Origin of the sequence: Centipeda felix (assembly GCF_900186465.1) — a bacterium.
In the GTDB taxonomy this organism is placed as follows: Bacteria; Bacillota; Negativicutes; order Selenomonadales; family Selenomonadaceae; genus Centipeda; species Centipeda felix.
In genome coordinates this window covers 125,232-145,465 of the sequence record NZ_LT891959.1, presented here as the reverse complement: position 1 = coordinate 145,465, position 20,234 = coordinate 125,232, and the positions used below count along the sequence as shown (strand labels likewise).

General features: G+C 51.9%; 15 protein-coding genes and 1 pseudogene. 15 read left to right on the top strand and 1 reads right to left on the bottom strand.

Annotation, left to right across the window (positions count from 1 at the left end; all coding sequences use genetic code 11):
• Nucleotides 1-36: 36 nt before the first annotated feature.
• Together C1713_RS08085 and cutA are read left to right on the top strand one after the other, a co-directional pair.
• Nucleotides 37-1,566 (top strand): YifB family Mg chelatase-like AAA ATPase, encoded by a 1,530-nt coding sequence (locus C1713_RS08085; protein ID WP_102493593.1) that lies wholly within the window; start codon nt 37-39, stop codon nt 1,564-1,566.
• Nucleotides 1,567-1,602: 36 nt separating this feature from the next.
• Nucleotides 1,603-1,935 carry a divalent cation tolerance protein CutA gene (gene cutA, locus C1713_RS08080; protein ID WP_009442092.1) on the top strand — a complete coding sequence of 111 codons (333 nt, stop codon included), beginning with the start codon at nt 1,603-1,605 and terminating at the stop codon, nt 1,933-1,935.
• A gap of 50 nt (nt 1,936-1,985) precedes the next feature.
• Here the strand turns inward: cutA and C1713_RS12455 are convergent, their stop codons facing one another.
• Nucleotides 1,986-2,111 (bottom strand): secretion protein HlyD, encoded by a 126-nt coding sequence (locus C1713_RS12455; RefSeq protein ID WP_071586095.1) that lies wholly within the window; start codon nt 2,109-2,111, stop codon nt 1,986-1,988.
• Between the two features lie 67 nt (nt 2,112-2,178).
• Here C1713_RS12455 and C1713_RS08070 point away from each other — a divergent pair, with 67 nt between their 5' ends.
• The 13 genes and pseudogenes from C1713_RS08070 to C1713_RS08010 all read left to right on the top strand — a co-directional run bounded on the left by C1713_RS08070 (nt 2,179) and on the right by C1713_RS08010 (nt 20,136).
• Entirely contained in the window at nt 2,179-3,111 is a 933-nt protein-coding gene (locus C1713_RS08070) for a hypothetical protein (protein ID WP_102493592.1), read from the top strand.
• Entirely contained in the window at nt 3,101-3,805 is a 705-nt protein-coding gene (locus C1713_RS08065; RefSeq protein ID WP_009442095.1) for a glycosyltransferase family protein, read from the top strand. The genes C1713_RS08070 and C1713_RS08065 overlap by 11 nt, the downstream gene beginning before the upstream one ends.
• Before the next feature lie 24 nt (nt 3,806-3,829).
• Complete coding sequence (locus C1713_RS08060; protein WP_102494054.1) at nt 3,830-5,608, top strand: O-linked N-acetylglucosamine transferase, SPINDLY family protein; 1,779 nt, start codon at nt 3,830-3,832, stop codon at nt 5,606-5,608.
• A 16-nt stretch (nt 5,609-5,624) separates the two neighbouring features.
• Nucleotides 5,625-9,017 (top strand): DNA polymerase III subunit alpha, encoded by a 3,393-nt coding sequence (locus C1713_RS08055; protein WP_102493591.1) that lies wholly within the window; start codon nt 5,625-5,627, stop codon nt 9,015-9,017.
• Nucleotides 9,018-9,024: 7 nt separating this feature from the next.
• A pseudogene (locus C1713_RS08050) lies at nt 9,025-9,693 on the top strand (pseudouridine synthase); the annotation flags it as partial.
• A 97-nt stretch (nt 9,694-9,790) separates the two neighbouring features.
• Nucleotides 9,791-11,002 carry a BaiN/RdsA family NAD(P)/FAD-dependent oxidoreductase gene (locus tag C1713_RS08045; RefSeq protein WP_420852652.1) on the top strand — a complete coding sequence of 404 codons (1,212 nt, stop codon included), beginning with the start codon at nt 9,791-9,793 and terminating at the stop codon, nt 11,000-11,002.
• 3 nt (nt 11,003-11,005) lie between these two features.
• A complete protein-coding gene (gene aroA, locus C1713_RS08040; protein WP_102493589.1) occupies nt 11,006-12,310 on the top strand; it encodes a 3-phosphoshikimate 1-carboxyvinyltransferase in 1,305 nt (434 codons plus the stop codon).
• Nucleotides 12,311-12,326: 16 nt separating this feature from the next.
• Nucleotides 12,327-12,980 carry a (d)CMP kinase gene (gene cmk, locus C1713_RS08035; RefSeq protein ID WP_102493588.1) on the top strand — a complete coding sequence of 218 codons (654 nt, stop codon included), beginning with the start codon at nt 12,327-12,329 and terminating at the stop codon, nt 12,978-12,980.
• 12 nt (nt 12,981-12,992) lie between these two features.
• Nucleotides 12,993-13,595, top strand: a complete 603-nt coding sequence (locus C1713_RS08030) for a lysophospholipid acyltransferase family protein (protein WP_102493587.1) — start codon at nt 12,993-12,995, stop codon at nt 13,593-13,595.
• A 9-nt stretch (nt 13,596-13,604) separates the two neighbouring features.
• Nucleotides 13,605-15,023 carry a Wadjet anti-phage system protein JetA family protein gene (locus tag C1713_RS08025; protein ID WP_102493586.1) on the top strand — a complete coding sequence of 473 codons (1,419 nt, stop codon included), beginning with the start codon at nt 13,605-13,607 and terminating at the stop codon, nt 15,021-15,023.
• Nucleotides 15,020-15,619, top strand: a complete 600-nt coding sequence (locus C1713_RS08020) for a DUF4194 domain-containing protein (protein ID WP_102493585.1) — start codon at nt 15,020-15,022, stop codon at nt 15,617-15,619. Before C1713_RS08025 ends, C1713_RS08020 begins: the two co-directional genes overlap by 4 nt.
• The gene (locus C1713_RS08015) at nt 15,588-18,908 is read left to right on the top strand and encodes an ATP-binding protein (RefSeq protein WP_102493584.1); all 3,321 of its coding nucleotides are present in this window, start codon (nt 15,588-15,590) and stop codon (nt 18,906-18,908) included. Before C1713_RS08020 ends, C1713_RS08015 begins: the two co-directional genes overlap by 32 nt.
• Nucleotides 18,877-20,136 carry a Wadjet anti-phage system protein JetD domain-containing protein gene (locus C1713_RS08010; RefSeq protein WP_102493583.1) on the top strand — a complete coding sequence of 420 codons (1,260 nt, stop codon included), beginning with the start codon at nt 18,877-18,879 and terminating at the stop codon, nt 20,134-20,136. Before C1713_RS08015 ends, C1713_RS08010 begins: the two co-directional genes overlap by 32 nt.
• The last annotated feature ends 98 nt before the right edge of the window (nt 20,137-20,234 follow it).

Below are 20,234 nucleotides of genomic sequence, written 5' to 3'. Positions count from 1 at the left end.
AATTTTCTTATATTTGAAACGTGGGAGGGAAGGCCGTTGTTTGCAAAGACCTATGGTGCGACGACCCTCGGGATTGACGGACGGATTATCGACGTGGAGGTGGATGTGTCGCCCGGGCTGCCGGGCTTTGAACTGGTGGGGCTTCCCGATACGTCGGTGAAGGAGTCGAAGGAGCGGGTACGGACGGCGATTCGCAACTCGGGCATTCAGCTGCGGCAGGAGCGGGTGACGGTGAATCTTGCACCCGCCGATGTGCGAAAGGACAGTTCGGGGCTTGATCTGCCGATTGCGGTCGGACTCCTTGCATCCTACGGTATGGTTCCGGAGGCGGCGGTGCAGAGTGCACTCTTCTCTGCGGAACTCTCCCTTGATGGAAACTGCCGTCCGATCAGCGGCATTCTCCCGATGGCAATCACGGCGCGTGAGCGGGGACTTACGGAGTTTTACGTTGCTCCCTCCAATGCAGATGAGGCACTCCTGATTGACGGGCTGAAGGTCTATGCGGTCGAGAATCTGGCGCAGCTTGTGCGCCATCTGACCGGCACAGAGGTGCTGACTCCTGCCGTGCCACATGCAACAGAACAGAAAAAGGATGCGGCCTTCACCGATGACTTTGCGGACGTACAGGGGCAGTATCAGGCGAAACGTGCGCTTGAGATTGCAGCGGCTGGCGGACATAATGTCCTCATGGTTGGCGTACCCGGTTCGGGCAAGACGATGCTGGCACGTCGGATGAGTTCGATCCTGCCGGAACTGACGAAGCAAGAAGCCATCGAGATCACGAAGATTTACAGCATCTCGGGGCTGCTCGGCAAGGATACGGGGCTTGTAACCACGCGCCCCTTCCGCAGTCCGCATCATACATCCTCGACGGTGGCGATGATCGGCGGCGGGAGCATCCCGCGTCCGGGCGAGGTGACACTTGCGCATCACGGCGTGCTCTTTCTCGACGAGCTGCCGGAGTTCAGCAAGAAGACGCTTGAGGTGCTGCGCGAACCGATTGAGGATCGCCAGATTACCGTCTCGCGTGCGAACGCAACACTGACGTTTCCCTCTAGTATCATTTTGGTAGCGGCAATGAATCCATGCCCCTGTGGATTTTTGGGCGATAAAGATCATACCTGTGAATGTTCTGCAGGGGAGATCAAACGTTACACACGCAAGCTGTCGGGACCGTTATTAGACCGTATTGATCTTCATATTCGTGTATCGCGTGTGGATTATGCGGATTTGCATACGACGCAGCGGGCCGAGTCATCTGCAGCGATACGTGCCCGCGTGGTGCGGGCACGTACGATCGAGCGGGATCGCCTAGAACGTCACGGGCTTTTTTGTAATGCACAGATGAATCACAGCATGATCAAGAAGTACTGTACGATGGAGAAGGATGCAGAGCATCTGCTGGAAGCAGCATTTCACCGTATCCAGCTGTCGGCACGTTCGCATGACCGCATCATTAAGGTGGCGAGGACGATTGCCGATCTTGACGGAAAACCGATCATCGGAGCATCTCATATTGCTGAGGCGATACAGCTGCGCAGTGATGTCGGACTGAGCATCGAGTGACTTCTTGACACGAAGAAATAATAGGTGTTTGCGCCCATGAAGTATGTAAAGATGGAAATATTTATTCCGCGAACACATCTTCCTGCACTCCAAAAGGCACTACAAGTGGTGGATGCCGGACATATCGGGAACTATGACTCCTGCCTTGCCTATAGTCCTGTGATGGGGACATGGCGAACTCTTGCTGGAACAGAGCCTTATGAGGGAGAAGTGAGCGAGATTACCGAGGCGGAGGAACTAAAGGTCGAGGTACGTGTTGAAGAACGGCGAATTGATGAGACGATGCGTGCGATTCGGAAGATCCATCCATATGAGATGCCGGTTGTCTTTGTTTTGCCGCTGCTTGACGGTACTGCGTTTGATGAATAATATGGATACAACTTCTTTGCGGACTGTGTTATAATGATTTCGATATATACCTAGGGAAGCACTGATAAATTCAGCACCGCCATCTTAGCGCATCTTTTTTGCCCGCTTTTTGTCGGCAAATCCTCCACATAGCTTTGGCTATGCGTTCGGTTTGCCTCCTCAATCGGGCGAAAAATCTACGCCAATCTGACGGACTTCATTTTATCAGCGATTCCCTAACGGCAAAGCGGGGGAGGACATTGTTTGGCTGAAAAGATTCGATCAGAGCTCCTTTCCTTTCTTGTACCTGATGCTGCTCCGCTGCGTGTACTTATCATTGAAAGCCTTGAATATCTGCCACAGCTGCGGGATATGTTTCCTAATGCGGAGCTTCATGCACTTGCCGCTGAATGCGATCCGACAGACATTCCCACAGGTGTTCATTGGCAGGAACTCGATTACGTTACAACCCCTCTGCCGTATGGACGAAAATGTTTTGACTATATTATTTCCGATCTGGCATTGGAAAATGTGGATAATCCGCAGGATATCGCGGCAGGGTTTTCCCTGTTCCTAAAAGATACAGGGGCACTCCTGACGAGTTTTCGCAATATACGTCATTGGTCTGTCCTGCAAAATCTGATGGACGGGCACTATTATTCCATTGTTTCGCGTCTTTATGCACGTGCAGAGTTTGAGAAGCTGCTGTATGCTTCCTTTTATAAGAGTGTGCGCTGTCTAGCACAGCAAAGGAAGGCACCGCCCGGTATGATTGACCGGCTCGTCGCAGCCGGGTTTGAGAATCATGACGATGATCTGGAGGCAGAGTTCTACTTGATCCGTGCAGATCGGTCGATGCCGGAGCTCTCCCTGATCAAGTCGATGTATACAGCCGAACAACGTAGGCATATCGTGCGTCTCCTTCATCGCATCGAGTATGATGTTGTACGAGTAGAGTCTACGCGCTCGCTGTGGGATGAAGTAGCACAGCTGAATATTTTTCCTGCCTATCTTGCGGCATTGATTCATGAGACTGTGGTGCACACTGAGCGATTCTATCGTGCCCTTTTTGCATACTCACAAGGGCATGATCTATATATCCAGCAACTGCTGCATGAGAGTGCAGCAGAGAGCATCGACCCTGCTCAGCAGGAGCTGTATCTGAGTTTACAGAGAGAATGTACGCATGAAGAGTAAGCCGATCGTGTGCGTGGATGAACATAAAATAGCCTTTATCACCTGTGTCAATGATGAAGATATGTACCGAGAATGCCTTCTCTATCTCAAGGCACTCTCCGTTCCCGTAGGGATAACTGTCGAGTATATCCCCGTGCGCGGTGCGCAATCCATGTGTTCAGGGTACAACGAGGGGGCGCGTGCAACCAATGCGCGCTATATGGTGTATCTGCACCAGGATGTCCTTGTGGTCAATAAGAATGTGATTGCCGACCTGCTCTCTATTTTTCGTGATGAGACCATCGGCCTTGTCGGTGTGATCGGATGCCGAAGCCTGCCGCAGTCGGGTGTTTGGTGGGACGGACTTCGCACCTATGGGCGTGTTCTTCATCACTGTGAAACAGAGAGTGTTATTGACTCACATTGTATGGAGCCCAATGGACCACACATTGACGTTGAGGCGGCAGACGGCCTCTTTCTGGCGATACAGTATGGCGTTCGCTGGCGGGAGGATCTCTTCAGGGGTTGGCATTTCTATGATACATCGATGTGTATGGAGATGCGGCGTCACGAGTTCAGATGTGTTGTCCCAAATCAGGAGGAAGATTTTTGGTGCATTCACTGTCCGCAGGAAAAGCCGCTTGCACCAGAGTATAAGCACGATCAGAAAATCTTTTTACAGGAGTACGGGAAAGAACTGCAGCCAGAGATCTGAGTCAAAGGGGAAAGGGGGATGAAGATGCAGGAACAGGTGCCGCTGGAGGAACATGCTGCCGAGGAGAAGCTGAACTGGCTGCGCCTTGCAACAAAATTTTCCTCCGATGGAGATCTAAAGGGGATGCGTGCATGCGCGCAGGAGGTCGAGCGTCTGAAAGCCGGCGATGTCGATGCTGTCGCTGTAAATGCCGAGGTGGCACTCTACAGCGGCCGTACAGACGAGGCAGAGACACTTGCTGATCAGGTTCTTCGTGTTCAGCCGCGTCATCCTCGTGCCCGTATAGTGAAAGCAGGGCTTGCCGCACTCGATTTTCGACTGGATGATGAGATTGCTCTTTTGGCGGATCTCATTGAAGAATTGTCCTATAAGGAGAAACTGCTCGGTGCAGAGGATCTCTCATACACAATCTACCATCGGATCCTAAGACGTGCGCGCGGCTGGCTTGCCGATGCCCTCTATCTCGTCGGCGAAGCAAAAGGAGCGGCGCATGAATTACTCATGTCGAGCCGTCTCGCTGATGATGATTCCGTTGCAGCTGAGCTTTACAGCAAGTATCTTTTCATGCGAAACTATCGTCAACTCGGAGCGCAAGAGGGGCGACAGAAGGCAGAGCACTATGAAGAGCTGCTCCATGTGACACCATATACACATGCACATATTGCGCGCTCATCTCAGCGAAAGCTGCGCATCGGCTATATATCTCCAGACTTTCGGGAGCATGCTGTTTCCTATTTTATCCCTCCATTGCTCCGTCATTTTGACGGCGAACATTTCATGGTATTCTGCTATGCGCTTGGCAGGAGTGATGCAGTGACCGAGCGATTCCGCACGCGTCGTGTGACGTGGCGCGACTTGCGCGGGCGCCCGCCACGGACAGCAGCACGGCTCATTGCAGAGGATAAAATTGATATTCTGGTCGATCTGTCGGGACACTCACAGGACAATGCACTTCCGATTATGGCGTATCGCCCGGCACCGGTGCAGGTGTCAGGAATTGGTTACACCAATACGACAGGGCTTCATACGGTAGACTATTTTCTCTCCGACGAGGTATGCATTCCAAAGGGAGATACGCTTGCAGAGAAGGGCTTTACAGAGAAGATTCTCCGCCTGCCGCATTCCCATCTCTGCTATATGCCGGATGTAATTCGTGCGATGCCTGAGGCGGAATATGAGGCTCCGGTACGAAAAAATGGATATGTTACATTTGGCAGTTTTAATAATTTTGCCAAAGTGACGGATGAGATGCTGCTCTTATGGCGCGGCATCTTGGAGACCGTCAATAATTCACGACTCATCATCAAGGGGAAGATTGCGAGCATTGACGCGGGGCTCCAGTTTGCAAAAAAACGACTTGCTTTGCTAAACTTCGATCTTGACCGGATCGAGTTTCGCCCGTTCAGTCCCGATTATTTGGAGCAGTACCGCGATATCGATATCGCACTGGACACAGCCCCCTATAATGGTGGCTTGACGACGTGTGAGGCGCTTTATATGGGCGTCCCTGTGATTTCCATGCGTGGACGTACGCATGGTGCCCGCTTTGGTGCGTCCATTCTGACCAATGCGGGCGTACGTGAGTTGATTGCAGAGAACGACATCAACTATGTTCGTCGTGCCGTTCAGCTCGCAGAGTCACCTAAGCTGATCGCGGGCTACCATGCAGGGCTGCGTGCGAATATGAAGCAAGCTCCACTCATGAATGCGCAGGAATATATGCATGGGTTGGAAACGGCCTATCGAGAGATATGGGATACATTCCTGCATGCCCGTATCCGTAATGGCGGTGAACAGACCTAAGGAGGGAAAGACATCAATGGCCTTTGCGCATCTGCACGTACATACAGAGTATAGTCTGCTGGATGGTGCGAGCCGCATCAAAGATCTTGTGCGACGAACCAAAGAGCTCGGCATGGATGCAGTCGCCATGACCGATCACGGTGTTATGTACGGTGCAGTCGCCTTCTATAAAGAGGCAAAGGCTCAAGGGCTTCATCCGATCATTGGATGTGAGGTCTATCTCGCTCCACGTCAGCGGCAGGAACGTGCAGAGGTGAATGGGACACGATATTATCATTTGATTCTGCTTGCCGAAAATGAGTGCGGTTACCGTAATCTGGTTCAGCTAATATCCCTCGCCAACATCGAGGGATATTATTATAAGCCCCGTATTGACAAGGAGCTACTCCATCGCTTTCATGACGGGCTGATCGCCCTGTCCGCCTGTGTGGCAGGCGAGATACCACAGGCCATCCTGCGTGGAGATATGGAACTTGCTGATCAGCTTGTACGCGAGTATCGGGATATCTTTGGCAAGGATAATTTTTTCTTGGAGGTTCAAAATCATGGCCTCCCGGAGGAAATGACCGTCAATCGTGCACTCCGGGATCTTGCAAAAAAATATGATATCGGGCTAACTGCCACCAATGATGTGCACTATGTCCATGCAGAAGACAGCGAGTTTCATGATATTCTTCTTTGCGTGCAGACGGGGCGCACACTCAACGATCCCGATCGAATGCGTTTTTCGGGCCCTGACTATTATCTGAAATCCGAGGAAGAGATGTCCGATCTCTTCACCGACTATCCAGGTGCGATAGAGAATACGGCAAAAATCGCAGCGCGCTGTCAGGTGGACTTTACCTTCGGGGAACTGCAGCTGCCGTACTATCCGCTCCCCGATGGATATACAACAGATGATGCCTATCTCCGTGCACTTTGTATAGAGCGTCTTCCTGCACGATATCCTACGGCAAGGGACGAAGTGCGTCAACGTCTGGACTACGAACTCGGTGTCATTCATAAGATGGGATACGCCAGTTACTTTCTCATTGTGTGGGACTTTATTAACTATGCGCGCGGGCATGGCGTCGCGGTCGGGCCGGGACGTGGCTCTGCGGCAGGAAGTATCGTTGCCTACTTACTTGGCATTACGAATATTGATCCCTTACAGTATGCACTTCTTTTTGAGCGTTTTCTCAACCCAGAACGCGTGTCGATGCCAGATATTGATATCGACTTCGACGATATCAATCGTGGTCGCGTTATTTCGTATGTCAAAGAACGCTATGGGGAGGATCATGTCGCCCAGATTGCTACCTTTGGCACGATGGGGGCAAAAGGTGCAATTCGCGATGTCGCTCGTGTGCTGGAAATGCCATTTGGCGAAGTGTCAACCATTACAAAACTCGTCCCCGCCGAGCTGAATATCACGCTAGACCGCGCGCTTGAGGAGTCCGCCGACTTTCGCAAGCGGTATGAGGAGGATGAGAAGACGCATCGCGTCATTGATCTCGCACGTAAGATAGAGGGGTTGCCGCGCAACACCTCGATTCACGCTGCCGGCGTTGTGATTGCAAAGTCGCCGTTGACGAGACAAGTGCCCGTGTGGGTCTCTGACGGTACGCTGGTCACAGAATATGACAAGGATGACGTGGAGGCACTAGGCCTTCTCAAAATGGATTTTCTGGGACTGCGCACACTCACCATCATCGACGATGCCGTGAAGAATATACGACAGTCGCACGGTATTGAGCTGGATGTGGACAAGATCCCTCTCGTTGATGAGAAGACATCACGAATGCTATGCGCTGGAGATACAGGTGCTGTCTTTCAGATGGAATCGACAGGCATGACGAATCTCGTCAAGGATCTTCAGCCCAAAGGGTTTGTCGACCTCATTCCGACAGTTGCCCTCTATCGTCCAGGGCCTCTGGGGAGCGGTATGGTGACCGATTTTATCGATGGCCTGCATGGAAAAAAAGAGGTCGTTTATCTGCATCCGCTTCTTGAGCCGATTCTCAAGGAGACATTTGGCGTCGTCCTCTACCAGGAGCAGGTCATGCAGATCGTCCAGGTTCTGGCGGGCTTTACCCTTGGACAGGCGGATCTCCTACGACGTGCCATGGGGAAAAAGAAACATGAGCTTTTGATGGCGCAGAAAGAGATTTTCCTCCAGGGATGCGAAAAAAATGGAATAGAGGCGGCACTTGCCAATCGTATCTTCGATCTCCTGACACATTTTGCTGATTATGGATTTAACAAATCCCACAGTGCCGCGTATGGTCTCTTGGCATGGCAGACGGCGTATCTCAAGGCACACTATCCTGTGGAGTTCATGGCAGGGGTATTAACGAGTATCATGGATAAAACGGATAAAATTCCCGTCTATATTCAGCTATGCCATCAGATGAACATCAAAATTCTGCCGCCGGACATCAATGCAAGCACAGCGGGATTCAGTATTGAAAGCGGTGCCATACGATTCGGACTCGCGGCAGTGCGCAACGTTGGAGAGACAGCGATCGAAAGTATGGAACAGGTACGCTCAGCAAATGGGAGTTTTCGTTCGTTGATAGATTTTTGTGCACGCATTGATGTGCGCATTTTGAATAAGCGTGCGATAGAGAGCCTGATTAAATGCGGTGCCTTTGACAGCCTTGGCACCGAACGGAATCAATTGCTCTCTTCTCTGGACTCTGCGATGCAGGATGCTGCGCGAACCCAGCGGGATCGTATCAGCGGACAGATGGGGCTGTTTGGACAGGATACGATGGAATCCATCCATCAAGTTCAGAATGCTGTAGAAGTTCCTCCAAGTACGCCTCGCGAACGTCTGATGTGGGAGAAAGAGGCTACGGGATTCTACATCACCGGACATCCGCTCGATGACTACCGTGATACCCTTTCCTGTCTCCTGCCAATTTCAGATATTTTAACGGGACTGTGTAAAGATCGTCAACTTGTTCGAATCGGAGGCATATTGACCAATACGAAACGCTACACGACAAAAAAAGGCGACACGATGCTTTTTGCTGAGATGGAGGATTACAGCGGACACATCGAGCTCACAGTATTTCCGCGAGTGTTCTACGCTCACGTGTCCGATCTTGAACCAGATTGTGTGCTTGTGGTGCAGGGGCATGTCGACATGTCGGGAGAAGAACCGAAAGTGCTGGCGGATGAGATCTGGCCGATGCACGAATACAGCACATCGTTCTATCTTGTTCCGCCGCCCGATGCGGACCGGCATGTCCTATGGACGAGGATGAAAGAATTGTTTACGAAGTATGCAGGCACGCATCCCGTCTATGTAAAGAGTGATGGAAGCTGGCGTCAGCTGGCGTCCTCGTATTGGATCGACGGGTCGCACGAAATCCGTGAGGAACTCATTACATTGATGGGGGCACAGGCCGTGAGAGTGCGGTAGAGACAGTATGGAAGAACGATTGCAAAAAATTCTCAGCCATGCCGGGATAGCTTCCCGACGGGCGGCAGAGGCGTTGATACGAGACGGCCGCGTTACGGTGGATGGTGTGCCCGTCACGATGCTTGGCAGCAAGTACGATCCATCGCTCCATAAAATCGCCGTCGATGGTACACCTGTTCAGGGGAGTGAGGAGAAGCTGTATATTCTTCTCCATAAACCACGAGGCTGTCTCTCGACGGCGCACGATGATCGGGGACGCAGAACAGTACTGGATCTCCTGCCGCATTTTCCTGTACGTCTCTATCCTGTCGGGCGACTCGATGCGGATACCGAGGGACTTCTGATTATTACAAACGATGGTGCTATGACACAGGGGCTCCTTCATCCGCGCTTTGAGATCGACAAGGTATACCATGCAGAGGTAACAGGAACCGTCACTGAGGACAAGCTCTCAAAGCTTCGACAGGGAATTCTTCTGGATGATGGGAAAACAGCTCCAGCGCAGCTGAGCATTATGCACCGGGAGGGAGGACGCACGCTCGTCGAGACGATTATTCATGAGGGACGGAACCGACAGGTGCGGCGTATGTTTGCCGCCGTCGGCTGCCGTGTGCAAAGACTCCGCCGCGTCCGCTTTGCTATGTTGACGCTGGATGGGCTGCCCTGCGGAGCATTTCGTCATCTGACTTTGGATGAGATACATGAACTGCAAAAAATAGCGGGAGGGATACATAGTGAGGAAGGTTCTCGTCATAGGCGCAGGACCAGCGGGGATGATGGCGGCGGCAGCGGCAGCGGAACACGGCGGGAACGTAACGCTGCTCGAAAAGATGCCGCGCGTCGGCCGCAAGATGATGATCACGGGAAAAGGCCGCTGCAACGTGACAAGCGCAGATGATGTCCCGGAGATTATCAAAAATGTGGTAGGGAATGGACGATTCCTCAACAGCTGCCTTCGTGCTTTTGATAATGCCGATGTTATCAACTTCTTTGATAAACTGGGGGTGCCGCTCAAAACAGAACGCGGCAATCGCGTTTTCCCACAGAGTGATCACGCCGTCGATGTCGTCGATGCGATGCTGCATCATCTGCGTGACTGCGGTGCAGAGGTTTGTACAAATACAGCAGTGCGCAAACTCATCCTTGAAGATGGTTCTGTGCACGGCGTCTATCTCCTGGACGGCTCATGTCTTGCGGCAGACGCCGTGATTCTTGCCACGGGTGGTGCATCCTATCCTGCGACGGGATCCACAGGAGATGGTTATGCGCTCGCACGTGCAGCAGGCCACACGGTTACACCAATCTTTCCCGCACTTGTCCCGCTTGTAACACGGGAGGCATGGGTGAAGGATGTGCAGGGCCTATCCCTGCGCAATGTGTGTGCGTCACTCTGCCATAACGGCAAAAAGGAGCAGCATTTCTTTGGCGAAATGCTTTTCACTCATTTTGGTGTTACGGGACCGATTATCCTCCAGCTGAGCCGCCGTGCGTCTGAACTGCTTGCAGAGGGCGTACAGGAACTGTCGCTTCATCTGAACCTGAAACCTGCGCTGACCCATGAGAAATTACGTGACCGACTGGATCGGGATTTTGCAAAATATGAACAGAAGCACCTTCACAATGGGATGATGGATCTCCTGCCAAAGCGTCTGATTGACATTGTACTGAGCGCAGCGCAGCTTTCTCCCGACAGCATCGCTGGCCATATATCTTCGAAGCAGCGTGAATGTCTCGTTCGTACACTGCAGGCACTTCCGCTGACCGTCGTGGGGACGCGTCCTCTTTCCGAGGCGATCGTGACCGCAGGGGGCGTTGCAACACGTGAGATCGACCCGCGCACCATGGCATCAAAGCTGGTGCATGGACTTTACTTTGCCGGAGAATTGGTTGATGTGGATGCGTATACGGGTGGATATAATCTTCAGGCAGCATTTTCGATGGGACACGCTGCTGGAACTCACAGCGTATTGATGGAAGGTGGTTAAATAATGGCTGATATTAAGACAATCACTGCTCCAACACACGGATGGCAGGGAACAATTGATATTCCAGGAGATAAGTCGATCTCGCATCGCAGCGTGATATTTGCGGGACTTGGGAATACGCCGGTGCACATCAAAAATTTTCTCCATGCGGCAGATTGTCTCTCAACCGTCGGCGTGATGCGGGCACTCGGCGTCAATGTTGAGTTTCTGAACGAAAAGGAACTCATTGTTACGGGCAGGGGCCTGTATGGCCTCTCTGAGCCATTGACCGTGCTCGATGCAGGCAACTCGGGGACGACGCTGCGCCTGATGATGGGCCTCCTTTCCCCGCAGTCCTTTCTTTCGGTGTTCAGCGGCGATGCTTCGTTGACACGCCGCCCGATGGGACGCGTACGCCGTCCGCTCTCAACGATGGGCGCACGAATTTATGGACGGAACGAGAACAATAACCTCCCGCTTACCATTGTTCCGGCAGAGAAGAAGATGCACGGCATCCACTATGACAGCCCTGTTGCGAGTGCACAGGTAAAGTCCGCCATTCTGCTTGCGGGACTTTATGCGGATGCACCGACCACTGTCACGGAGCCGTACATCTCACGCGACCATACCGAGCAGATGCTCACGGGGTTCGGTGTCCATCTTGAGCGCAGTGGAACGAGCGTTACCGTCTTTCCCGTGGAGGAGGACAGCTTCCATGCGCCGAGCGAGATCACGGTGCCAGGGGACATCAGTTCGGCGGCGTACTTCCTTGTCGCTGGGACGATCATTGCAGGCAGTCGTCTGCGCCTGAATAACGTCGGAATCAACCCCACACGTACGGGGATACTGGATGTGCTGAGAGATATGGGGGCGCATATCTCCGTGCACAATGAGCGTGAGAGCGGCGGAGAACGCGTTGCTGATCTCCTTGTTGAGGCAGCGCCACTGCACGGCGTTTCTTTTGGCGCAGAGATTATGCCGCGGCTGATCGATGAGATTCCTGTACTCGCCGTCGCTGCACTATTTGCCGAGGGCGATACAATCATTACAGGAGCGGGTGAACTCCGCGTCAAGGAGACCGACCGCCTCCATGCCATCGCGACGGAGCTGCAGAAGTTATCTCCCGGCAGCGTCGAGGAGCGCGAGGACGGCCTCGTGATTCACGGAAAATCCGAGATACGACGGGCGCAGGTCAAGAGCTATGACGATCATCGCATGGTGATGTCGCTCGCTGTGCTTGGTGCAGCAGGGGAGGGAGTTCTCATTGAGAATCCCGAAAGCGTGAATATTTCCTATCCGACATTTTTTTCCGAGATCGAGCGGCTGTGAATGAGGAGGATTTCGTATGAAGCGTGTCATAGCAATTGATGGACCGGCAGGCGCCGGAAAAAGTACCGTTGCCAAAATTGTGGCAGAAAAGCTTGGCTATACCTACATTGATACGGGCGCGATGTATCGCGGTGTGGCATGGAAAACGCTGCAGCAGTCGAAGGAAGCGTCCGATGCGGACATCCTGCAGGCTGTCCATGACATTGATGTACGGCTCGCCTGCACAGAGGGCGGGACACGCGTCACCGTTGATGGGACGGATGTGACGCATGAGATCCGCACACCCGAAGTCACGCATATCGTCTCGCGTGTCGCTGCCCTCGGTCCGGTACGGGAAAAAATGGTCGAGCTCCAGCGTGCGATGGCAGCAGATGGTGCCGTCGTGATGGATGGGCGTGATATTGGGACGAACGTGCTCCCCCATGCTGATGTGAAGGTATTTCTCACGGCATCTGTGGAGGAGCGGGCACGCCGCCGTTATGATGAGATGAAGGAAAAGGGCTATGCAGTGGATTTTGACGAGCTGAAACAGGAGATCGCCGCACGTGACAAGCAGGACAGTGAGCGTGCCATCTCGCCGCTGCGTCAAGCAGATGATGCCGTTTTGCTTGACTCGACCACACTCTCCATCGACGAAGTTGCCACACGGATTATGGAACTCGCAGAATAGGCAGGCACATATATGTTTTATGGATTTTTGCAGCATCTCTTTCGGTTGATTTTCTATGTTGTCTTTCGCACGCGTGTCTATGGCCGCGAGAACATCCCAGCAGAGGGAGCCGTGATTCTTGCGGCCAACCATGCAAGTAATATCGACCCACCGCTGATGGCAAGTCTCATCGATCGTCCCGTCAGCTACATGGCAAAGATCGAACTCTTTGAGAATCCCATCTTCGGTGCGGCGATTCGCCGCTGTCATGCCTTTCCCGTGAAACGCGGCGCATCTGACCGCGGCGCGATCAAGGCGGCAGTTAATGTCCTAAAGGAAGGACGCATTCTTGGACTCTTCCCCGAGGGGACACGCAGCAAAACTGGAGAACTCCAAAAGGCAGAAGCAGGCGTCGCGTTCATCGCCGCCATGACTGGGGCTCCGATCGTGCCCGTTGCCATCCTCAATTCTCATCGTATTTTTTCCAATGGCGGACTGATTCCACAGCTACGGATCATGTACGGCGCACCGATCATGTTTTACGGCGACCGCAAGAGCAAGGAGGAGCTGGAGGCCTTCTCCGAGGAGATCATGGCACATATTGAACGGATGAAGGATGAACTCGTAAAAAAGTGAGGCGATCTCATGGAGCTATTCGATGTCTTACCGGAGCGCTTCTTCGGGCTTCTCGCGGGGAAATGTCGCCGTATCTATGCGGAAGCTGGGCTTTGTCTCTATGAACAGTACCGCCTTGCCCAGTTTGGTATCGAGCAGGAGATTCTACGGGACAAGTTTCAGGAACTCATCGAGAGCTGGGCAGAGGCGGGCGTAGTCTATGAGGACGATGTTTTTTCGGAAAAGGACAATGCCATAGAGGAGTCGCGTGCCAAAGCTAACCACATGATTCGCCGTATGAAGGAATTCGGTTGGCTGGATTACGAACAGCGCGAAAACTTCAAAATCTTTATTTTGCTCCCACACTACAGCAGTCGTTTGTGGGGGCTTTTTGCGAATCTGTGCGAAGGCCGAGCCGTTGAATACCAACGCTTTGCCTTCACGACATATCAGGTGCTTTCAGGTGATGGAGCAAAGGTACAGCCAAGCATGGCAGTACTCGAAGCGGAGCGCTTGGCAGAAGAGTTTGTTGAAGAGTTGCGCATCCTGCTGAACAATATTAAAAGTAAAATGGAGCAGGTATCTTCCCAAACGAGTCTACAGGATGTACTCTCTCATCATTTTGTCGAATATCGGGCGGATATTGTCGATCGAAGTTATCACCGCCTTAAGACCTCGGATCACGTTTCCCGCTACCGTATCCGTATCCTGCATGAGGTGCAGGACATACGGCAGAATAAGGAGCGTTTTCGCTCGCTTTGCGATGATGCTGTGCGACGTCAGCTTGCCGACTCGATGGATGCGGCAGAATATCGTATGAAAGCCTCACTTCAGGCAATCGAGGAAATCTATCGAGGACTTGATGATATGTTCGCGCAGATCGACCGACGACACAATCAGTATGTTCGTGCATCCTATGAACGTGCACTCTATTTGCAGCAGGAGGGAAGCGCTCGCACAGAGAGTATGATCGCGGGGATTCTCATGGCAGTCGCTGAGGCACGCGATCAGAGATGGGATATTGATGAGCTTCCATGTATTTTTCGTCTGCAAACAACGAATATGCTTCTTCCGTCATCACGTTACGTGCCGCGCAAAAAACGCGTCCTGCGCCCAAATACGGACACACCCGTACGCAGTGTCGATGAAACACTGCGTGAGCGGGTACGCCGCGAAAGTGCAGAGCGTGTCGCACGCAGTATATCACGGCAGAAAATTGAAACGTGGATTTTGAATGTTCTTGGGCAACGGAGTTCCATGGAGATTGGCGAATTGCTCGCGCTGCTGAGGGAAACTGAATCTCCGGATCTCCTCCAACTGCTCTACGTTTATCTCTATGGATATGATGATTGGGCAAAGTACCGGCTAGGCAAAAATAAGGAGATCGAGGAGCAAGATACGGTACGATACAGCAATCGCACCGTCAGGCGCAAGGGGAAAATAAAATGAGACTTGAGCTGCTGAACGAGGAAGAACGTACTCGTATTCGGAGTGTCATACAGGCATTGTTGTCGTGCAATTTTTTGACACGCGAACACGATACTGCACTTTATATTGCAGCACGTCGCTATCGGGAAGAGCTTGCGGAGTACTTTAAGGTCATCGGCTGGGAGTTTCGTGTAGACGAACGTTATGAGATCGTATGGCTGCTCTCCACGGGCATGGCGCACAGACGGGCTCTGACCATGGAGGAAAGTATATGGCTGCTTGTACTGCGCCTCATCTACGAGGAAAAGCGGACGAGTCTAAACCTGAGCGCGTTTCCAATGACGACGCTCGCAGAGATCCGCGCCAAGTATTTGGCACTTCATCTGCCCGATCTCAAGAAAACGGCGATACAGCGCCTGACCCAGCTCACGAAGCAATATCGTCTCGCGGATGTGTTGGATCGGGATCTCTCCGAAGAGTCACGTATTCGCCTTTTCCATACACTCGCCCTTGCCGTAGACGGGGAAGAGCTTTCAGACCTATATAACAGACTTTACATCTATCGACAGAGGAAGGAGGAGGACAATGAAGACGCTGCGGAAAATGAAGGTGATTAACTGGCATTATTTTGATGAGGAAGAGATCGCCTTCGGCGCGGCAACAATGCTGTCAGGACACAGCGGTGCAGGTAAGTCCACATTGCTGGATGCGCTGCAGTATCTCTTTATCGGAAGTCAGACACAGACGCGCTTCAACGCTGCAGCGACGCAGGAGGCACGGAGGACTCTGCTGCACTACCTGCGAGGCAAAATTAAGGCAGAGGGCGTACAGTATCTGCGTGCGGACGAATTCACCTCCTATATTGCACTTGAGTTTTATGATGACGTCAAGAAAAACTCCTTCATTGTCGGATATGTGGTCGATGTCTTTCATGATGACAGGATGCAGGAGGAATTCTTTCTCATCGATCAGCATACGCTCTCGGATCTTGACTTTCGCAATACGGACGGCACACTCTATACGCAGGAGATATTCCATCGCAGGTATGCGCACGGCAACAGTGTGTTTGAGACGGGAAAGAAACAATGGCAAAAACGATTGATGAACCGGCTTGGGCAGCTGTCCTCGCGTTTTTTGCCGGCGTTCTCTCGTGCGATTGCCTTCCGCCCCATCGACCATGTGCGCGATTTTATCTATGAATATGTCCTTCTTCCCCGCGATTTGAAGCTAGATGTTCTGCGCGAGGTGTTCTATTCCTATCAGAAATTCGAGCGTGATCTGCAGGATCTGCGTGCTCGAAAGCATGAACTGGAGATGCTGAAAGATCACTACGATACCTACTGTAAATTGCGGGATACGGTGTATGAGCAGGAATTCGTATTACTGTCTTTTCGGCATAAGAACGCCGAGGAGAAACTGGATGTGGGACGCCAGCAGAGACAGACCTGTCGTGATCGATTGGACGATTTACAGACGAAACTGCATGCACAGGAACGCCTCTCAAAACGCAGAAACCAGGAACAGCAGGAGGCGTATGCTGCCTGGCAGGGAAATGACGAAAAGCGCAGACGGGATGAGCTGCTGGAGACACAAAAGGAACGGGTGGAAAAATACCGTTCGCTCACAGACGCACGACAGCTCATGCGTAAGAAACTCATGTGTGAGTTCGAGGAAGTATCCGCACTCGGCGCATATCCCGCAGGAGAGTTTTTTCGTCTGCCAGAGGGAATGCCACAGGCGTTGGAGGAACTCGCGCGGACTCTCAAGTATGCGGCAGAAGATACCATCCAGACAACACAAATCGAACAGATCCAGGAGCAGCTGAAGGCGGGCGGCGAAATACTTGCTGCTGTCAGCGATCTATGGCAGCGCGGCAATTTTCTCTTGGAGCAGGCACAGAGTGCAGCTATCCAGCGGCGGGAGGAACTGTGCTCGGAGATTGAAGGTCTGAAACGGAGGCAACGCAGATATCGTCCGGAGATGTTGCGTCTTAAGGCTTTGCTTGAAGAGCGACTTGCGGGTCGCTCTAAGGTCTATGTGCTCTGTGAGGAGATTGAGATTTTGGACGAAGAATGGCGTGATACGTTGGAGGGGTATCTGAATACCCGGAGATTTGACCTCCTTGTGGAACGAGAATTTTTTCGCGAAGCACTGCACATCTATGAAACAGAAAAAAGAGAACGCAACATAGAGGGCGTCGGTCTTGTGAATACGGAGGCGGAAAAAAAGTATCTCGGCCAACAGGAAAACAAATCCCTCGCCGCACTCCTGCTGACACAGAACCCCCTCGCACAGGCGTGTATCGACCACCTGCTCGGAAACGTGATGCAGGCGGACAATGAGCAGGATATGCTCAGGTATAGAAGCGCGGCGACAAAAAGCTGTATGTCCTACAAGGGCTTGGTTGCGCGTCAGATACCACGACGGTTCTACGAGATTCCATACATCGGTGCAGGTGCTATAGACCGCCAGCTTGAAATTCGTGAGCGAGAACTTGCGGAAGTAAGGCAGCGCCTAGTCGTACTTGCTGAAGGGGCAGGCTACATGAAGCAGATCTCCTCTGTTCTTCATGAACCGCTGCATCGATACGCAAACGCTGCGAAGAGAATGAACGTTCTTGCCGAACTTGACGCCTGCAAAGCAGACCTTGAGCGCATTTCTGGAGAATTGAATGCGATGGATCTCAGTGAGGCAGTGCGCCTGAAATCCGTCTATGAGGAATCCAAACGACGTGCCGAAGAGGCAGCGCATGATTGCGCAGAGACGATGCGGGCACAGGCACACGCTGAATCCGAGCTAGATCAAGCAGAACGGTCTATACCAATCCTAGAGCGTACGGCAGCTGCTGCGGCCGAGGCCGTCGAGTCATGGCGAGAGACTTATCCTGATCTCTGTACTGGCGCAGAAGCACGTCTTGCCTCACTCATGCAGGAGGCGCGTGGAGGACGGAGCATGGAGGAACGTCTGCAGAGCTATGAGATCAGCCGACGAGGGAATGAGACCCGGCGCGACAACATGTGGCAAAAACTTCTCGTTGCGCGAGAGCATTATGGGCTCGCGCATGGAGATACGGGACATGTCTATGATCCAGATCACAGTTATTACACAGAGATCCTAGAGCGACTCTCTGGGACGGATATACCTTCCTTTGAGGAGAAGGCACGTGAGGCTCTCGCTCAGTCGGAGATGGAGTTTAAGGCTCATTTCATCTTCAGTATGCGCGAGGCGATTGAAAGTGCACGTTATGAATTTCGTGAGTTGAACTATGCCTTGAATCAGTTTCAGTTCCACAAAGATAAATATAGCTTTCTTGTTACGCCAAGTGCGAAGTACAAGCCGCTCTATGATGCAGTGATGATGGCGGATTGGGAGACGGCAGGCGGGCTCTTTGCCGATGCGGACACCGCGGCAAACGAACAGGCAATGGAGCTGTTTGACAAGCTAGTCAAAGGAACACCCGAGGAGCAGGAAGAGTTTTCAGATTATCGGCGATATCTGGACTATGACATCCGTATCACAGATACGGCAGGTCAGAATTATCTTTACTCTAGAGTCCTCCGGCAAACGTCGGGCGGAGAGACGCAGACTCCTTTTTACATTGCAATTCTCGCCGCTTTTCAACAGATTTACAATGATAAAACAATACGCCTGACTGTCTTTGATGAAGCATTCAACAAGATGGATGAAGAGCGCATTAAATCATGCATCGAACTGATAAAACGGATGAAAATGCAGCTGATTGTTGCTGTTCCCGATGAGAAGTTGGCAGCAATCGCCCCGCTGATGGATCAGTCAATTATTGTCACCAATGTGGGAAATCATTGCTTTACTGACGAATTAGGGGATGTAGCAACGTGGGAGAAAGGACTGAATCATGGAGCTGATGCCTCTGCAGATGCACTATGAGGATATTATTCTAACAACTTTATTGGAAAAGTACGAAAATAGTAAAGCAGCAGTTGGGGAGCTGGGGCGTCGTCCACAGTTTCGTATCCTGAAATCAGCACTTTCCGCTGACTATACCGATGAAATGGATGTCGATAAGCGGGAAGCGATACATGCAGCAGCGTGTGAACTTGAGCGTCAAAGACTGATTCTCGTCGTCTGGGAACGCCACGGGGCAGGACGGATAGAGCGTATCCTTCTTTCTGCAAATGTATCTACTCTGTATCAACGGATGGGGAAAGTCATGCCTTTGATACGGGTGAATGAATATCAGACAAAGCTTTTAGCTCTTGCAAATGTACGTACACCGTGGGTGCAGAATTTTTATGCCACGATGATGGAATCACTTGCAGATAATGTGATTCCCGCGATCTTACCTAAAGAACAGGTTCTTTACGCGAATTTGATACGCGCTATCCTTGCTCTTCCAGCCGAAGGCGAGAGCGCCATACCAAGACGTGTATTTAGCCAGCGTATTTTCCGCAACAGCAAGTATTTTGAACAACACATAGAGCTGCCGCTGCTCCGTCTCTTACGTCGATTTGTCGATGAGCCATGTGCGTCGGCCGCAGAGTATATGGATGCAGCAGGGATTGCCGTGACGCAAGGAAAGGTGTGGATCGCAGGAAATCTAACTTTTCTGCTTGGTGATCGACGATATTTCCTCGCAGATTTTCCGGGTGGATTGATGCTTACCTATGATACAATCACTGCCATGAAAATAGATGTGCTTCCCCCTGAAATTCTGACCATTGAGAATCTGACAAATGCAGAAACTCTGACACGAATGGTAGATACCAATCACCTCCTCATCTATACGGCAGGATTCCCAAACCGTACGGTACAAGCTCTTCTTTTAAAAATTGCCCCCCTCCATCGGACTTTCCATATACGCCACTGGGGAGACATCGATTACGGAGGTATCCGTATCTTTGAATTCCTGCGAAGACGGTATTTTCCGACACTCAGCCAATATCGCATGGACGTAGAGACATTTCGTGCATATTTACCATTTGCACAGAGCCTCACCCCTGCGCAGAGAAAACCTCTTTTGGGGCTACTCGAGCAGAAAGATTTTTCAACGTGGCATAGCCTCATTCGCGTGATGTTGGACGAGGGGAAGTGGGTCGAACAGGAAGTCATGTTATGGCAGGATTCGTCTGGGATGGATTCCCTGAACGAAGAGTAATGTTCTGTGAAGGATTGCAGCCAAGATCTGGAAACATCGTCAAGAGATATCACCGGACTTTATCGGTGCTTCATTAACGCAGTCCATAGAAATTATGC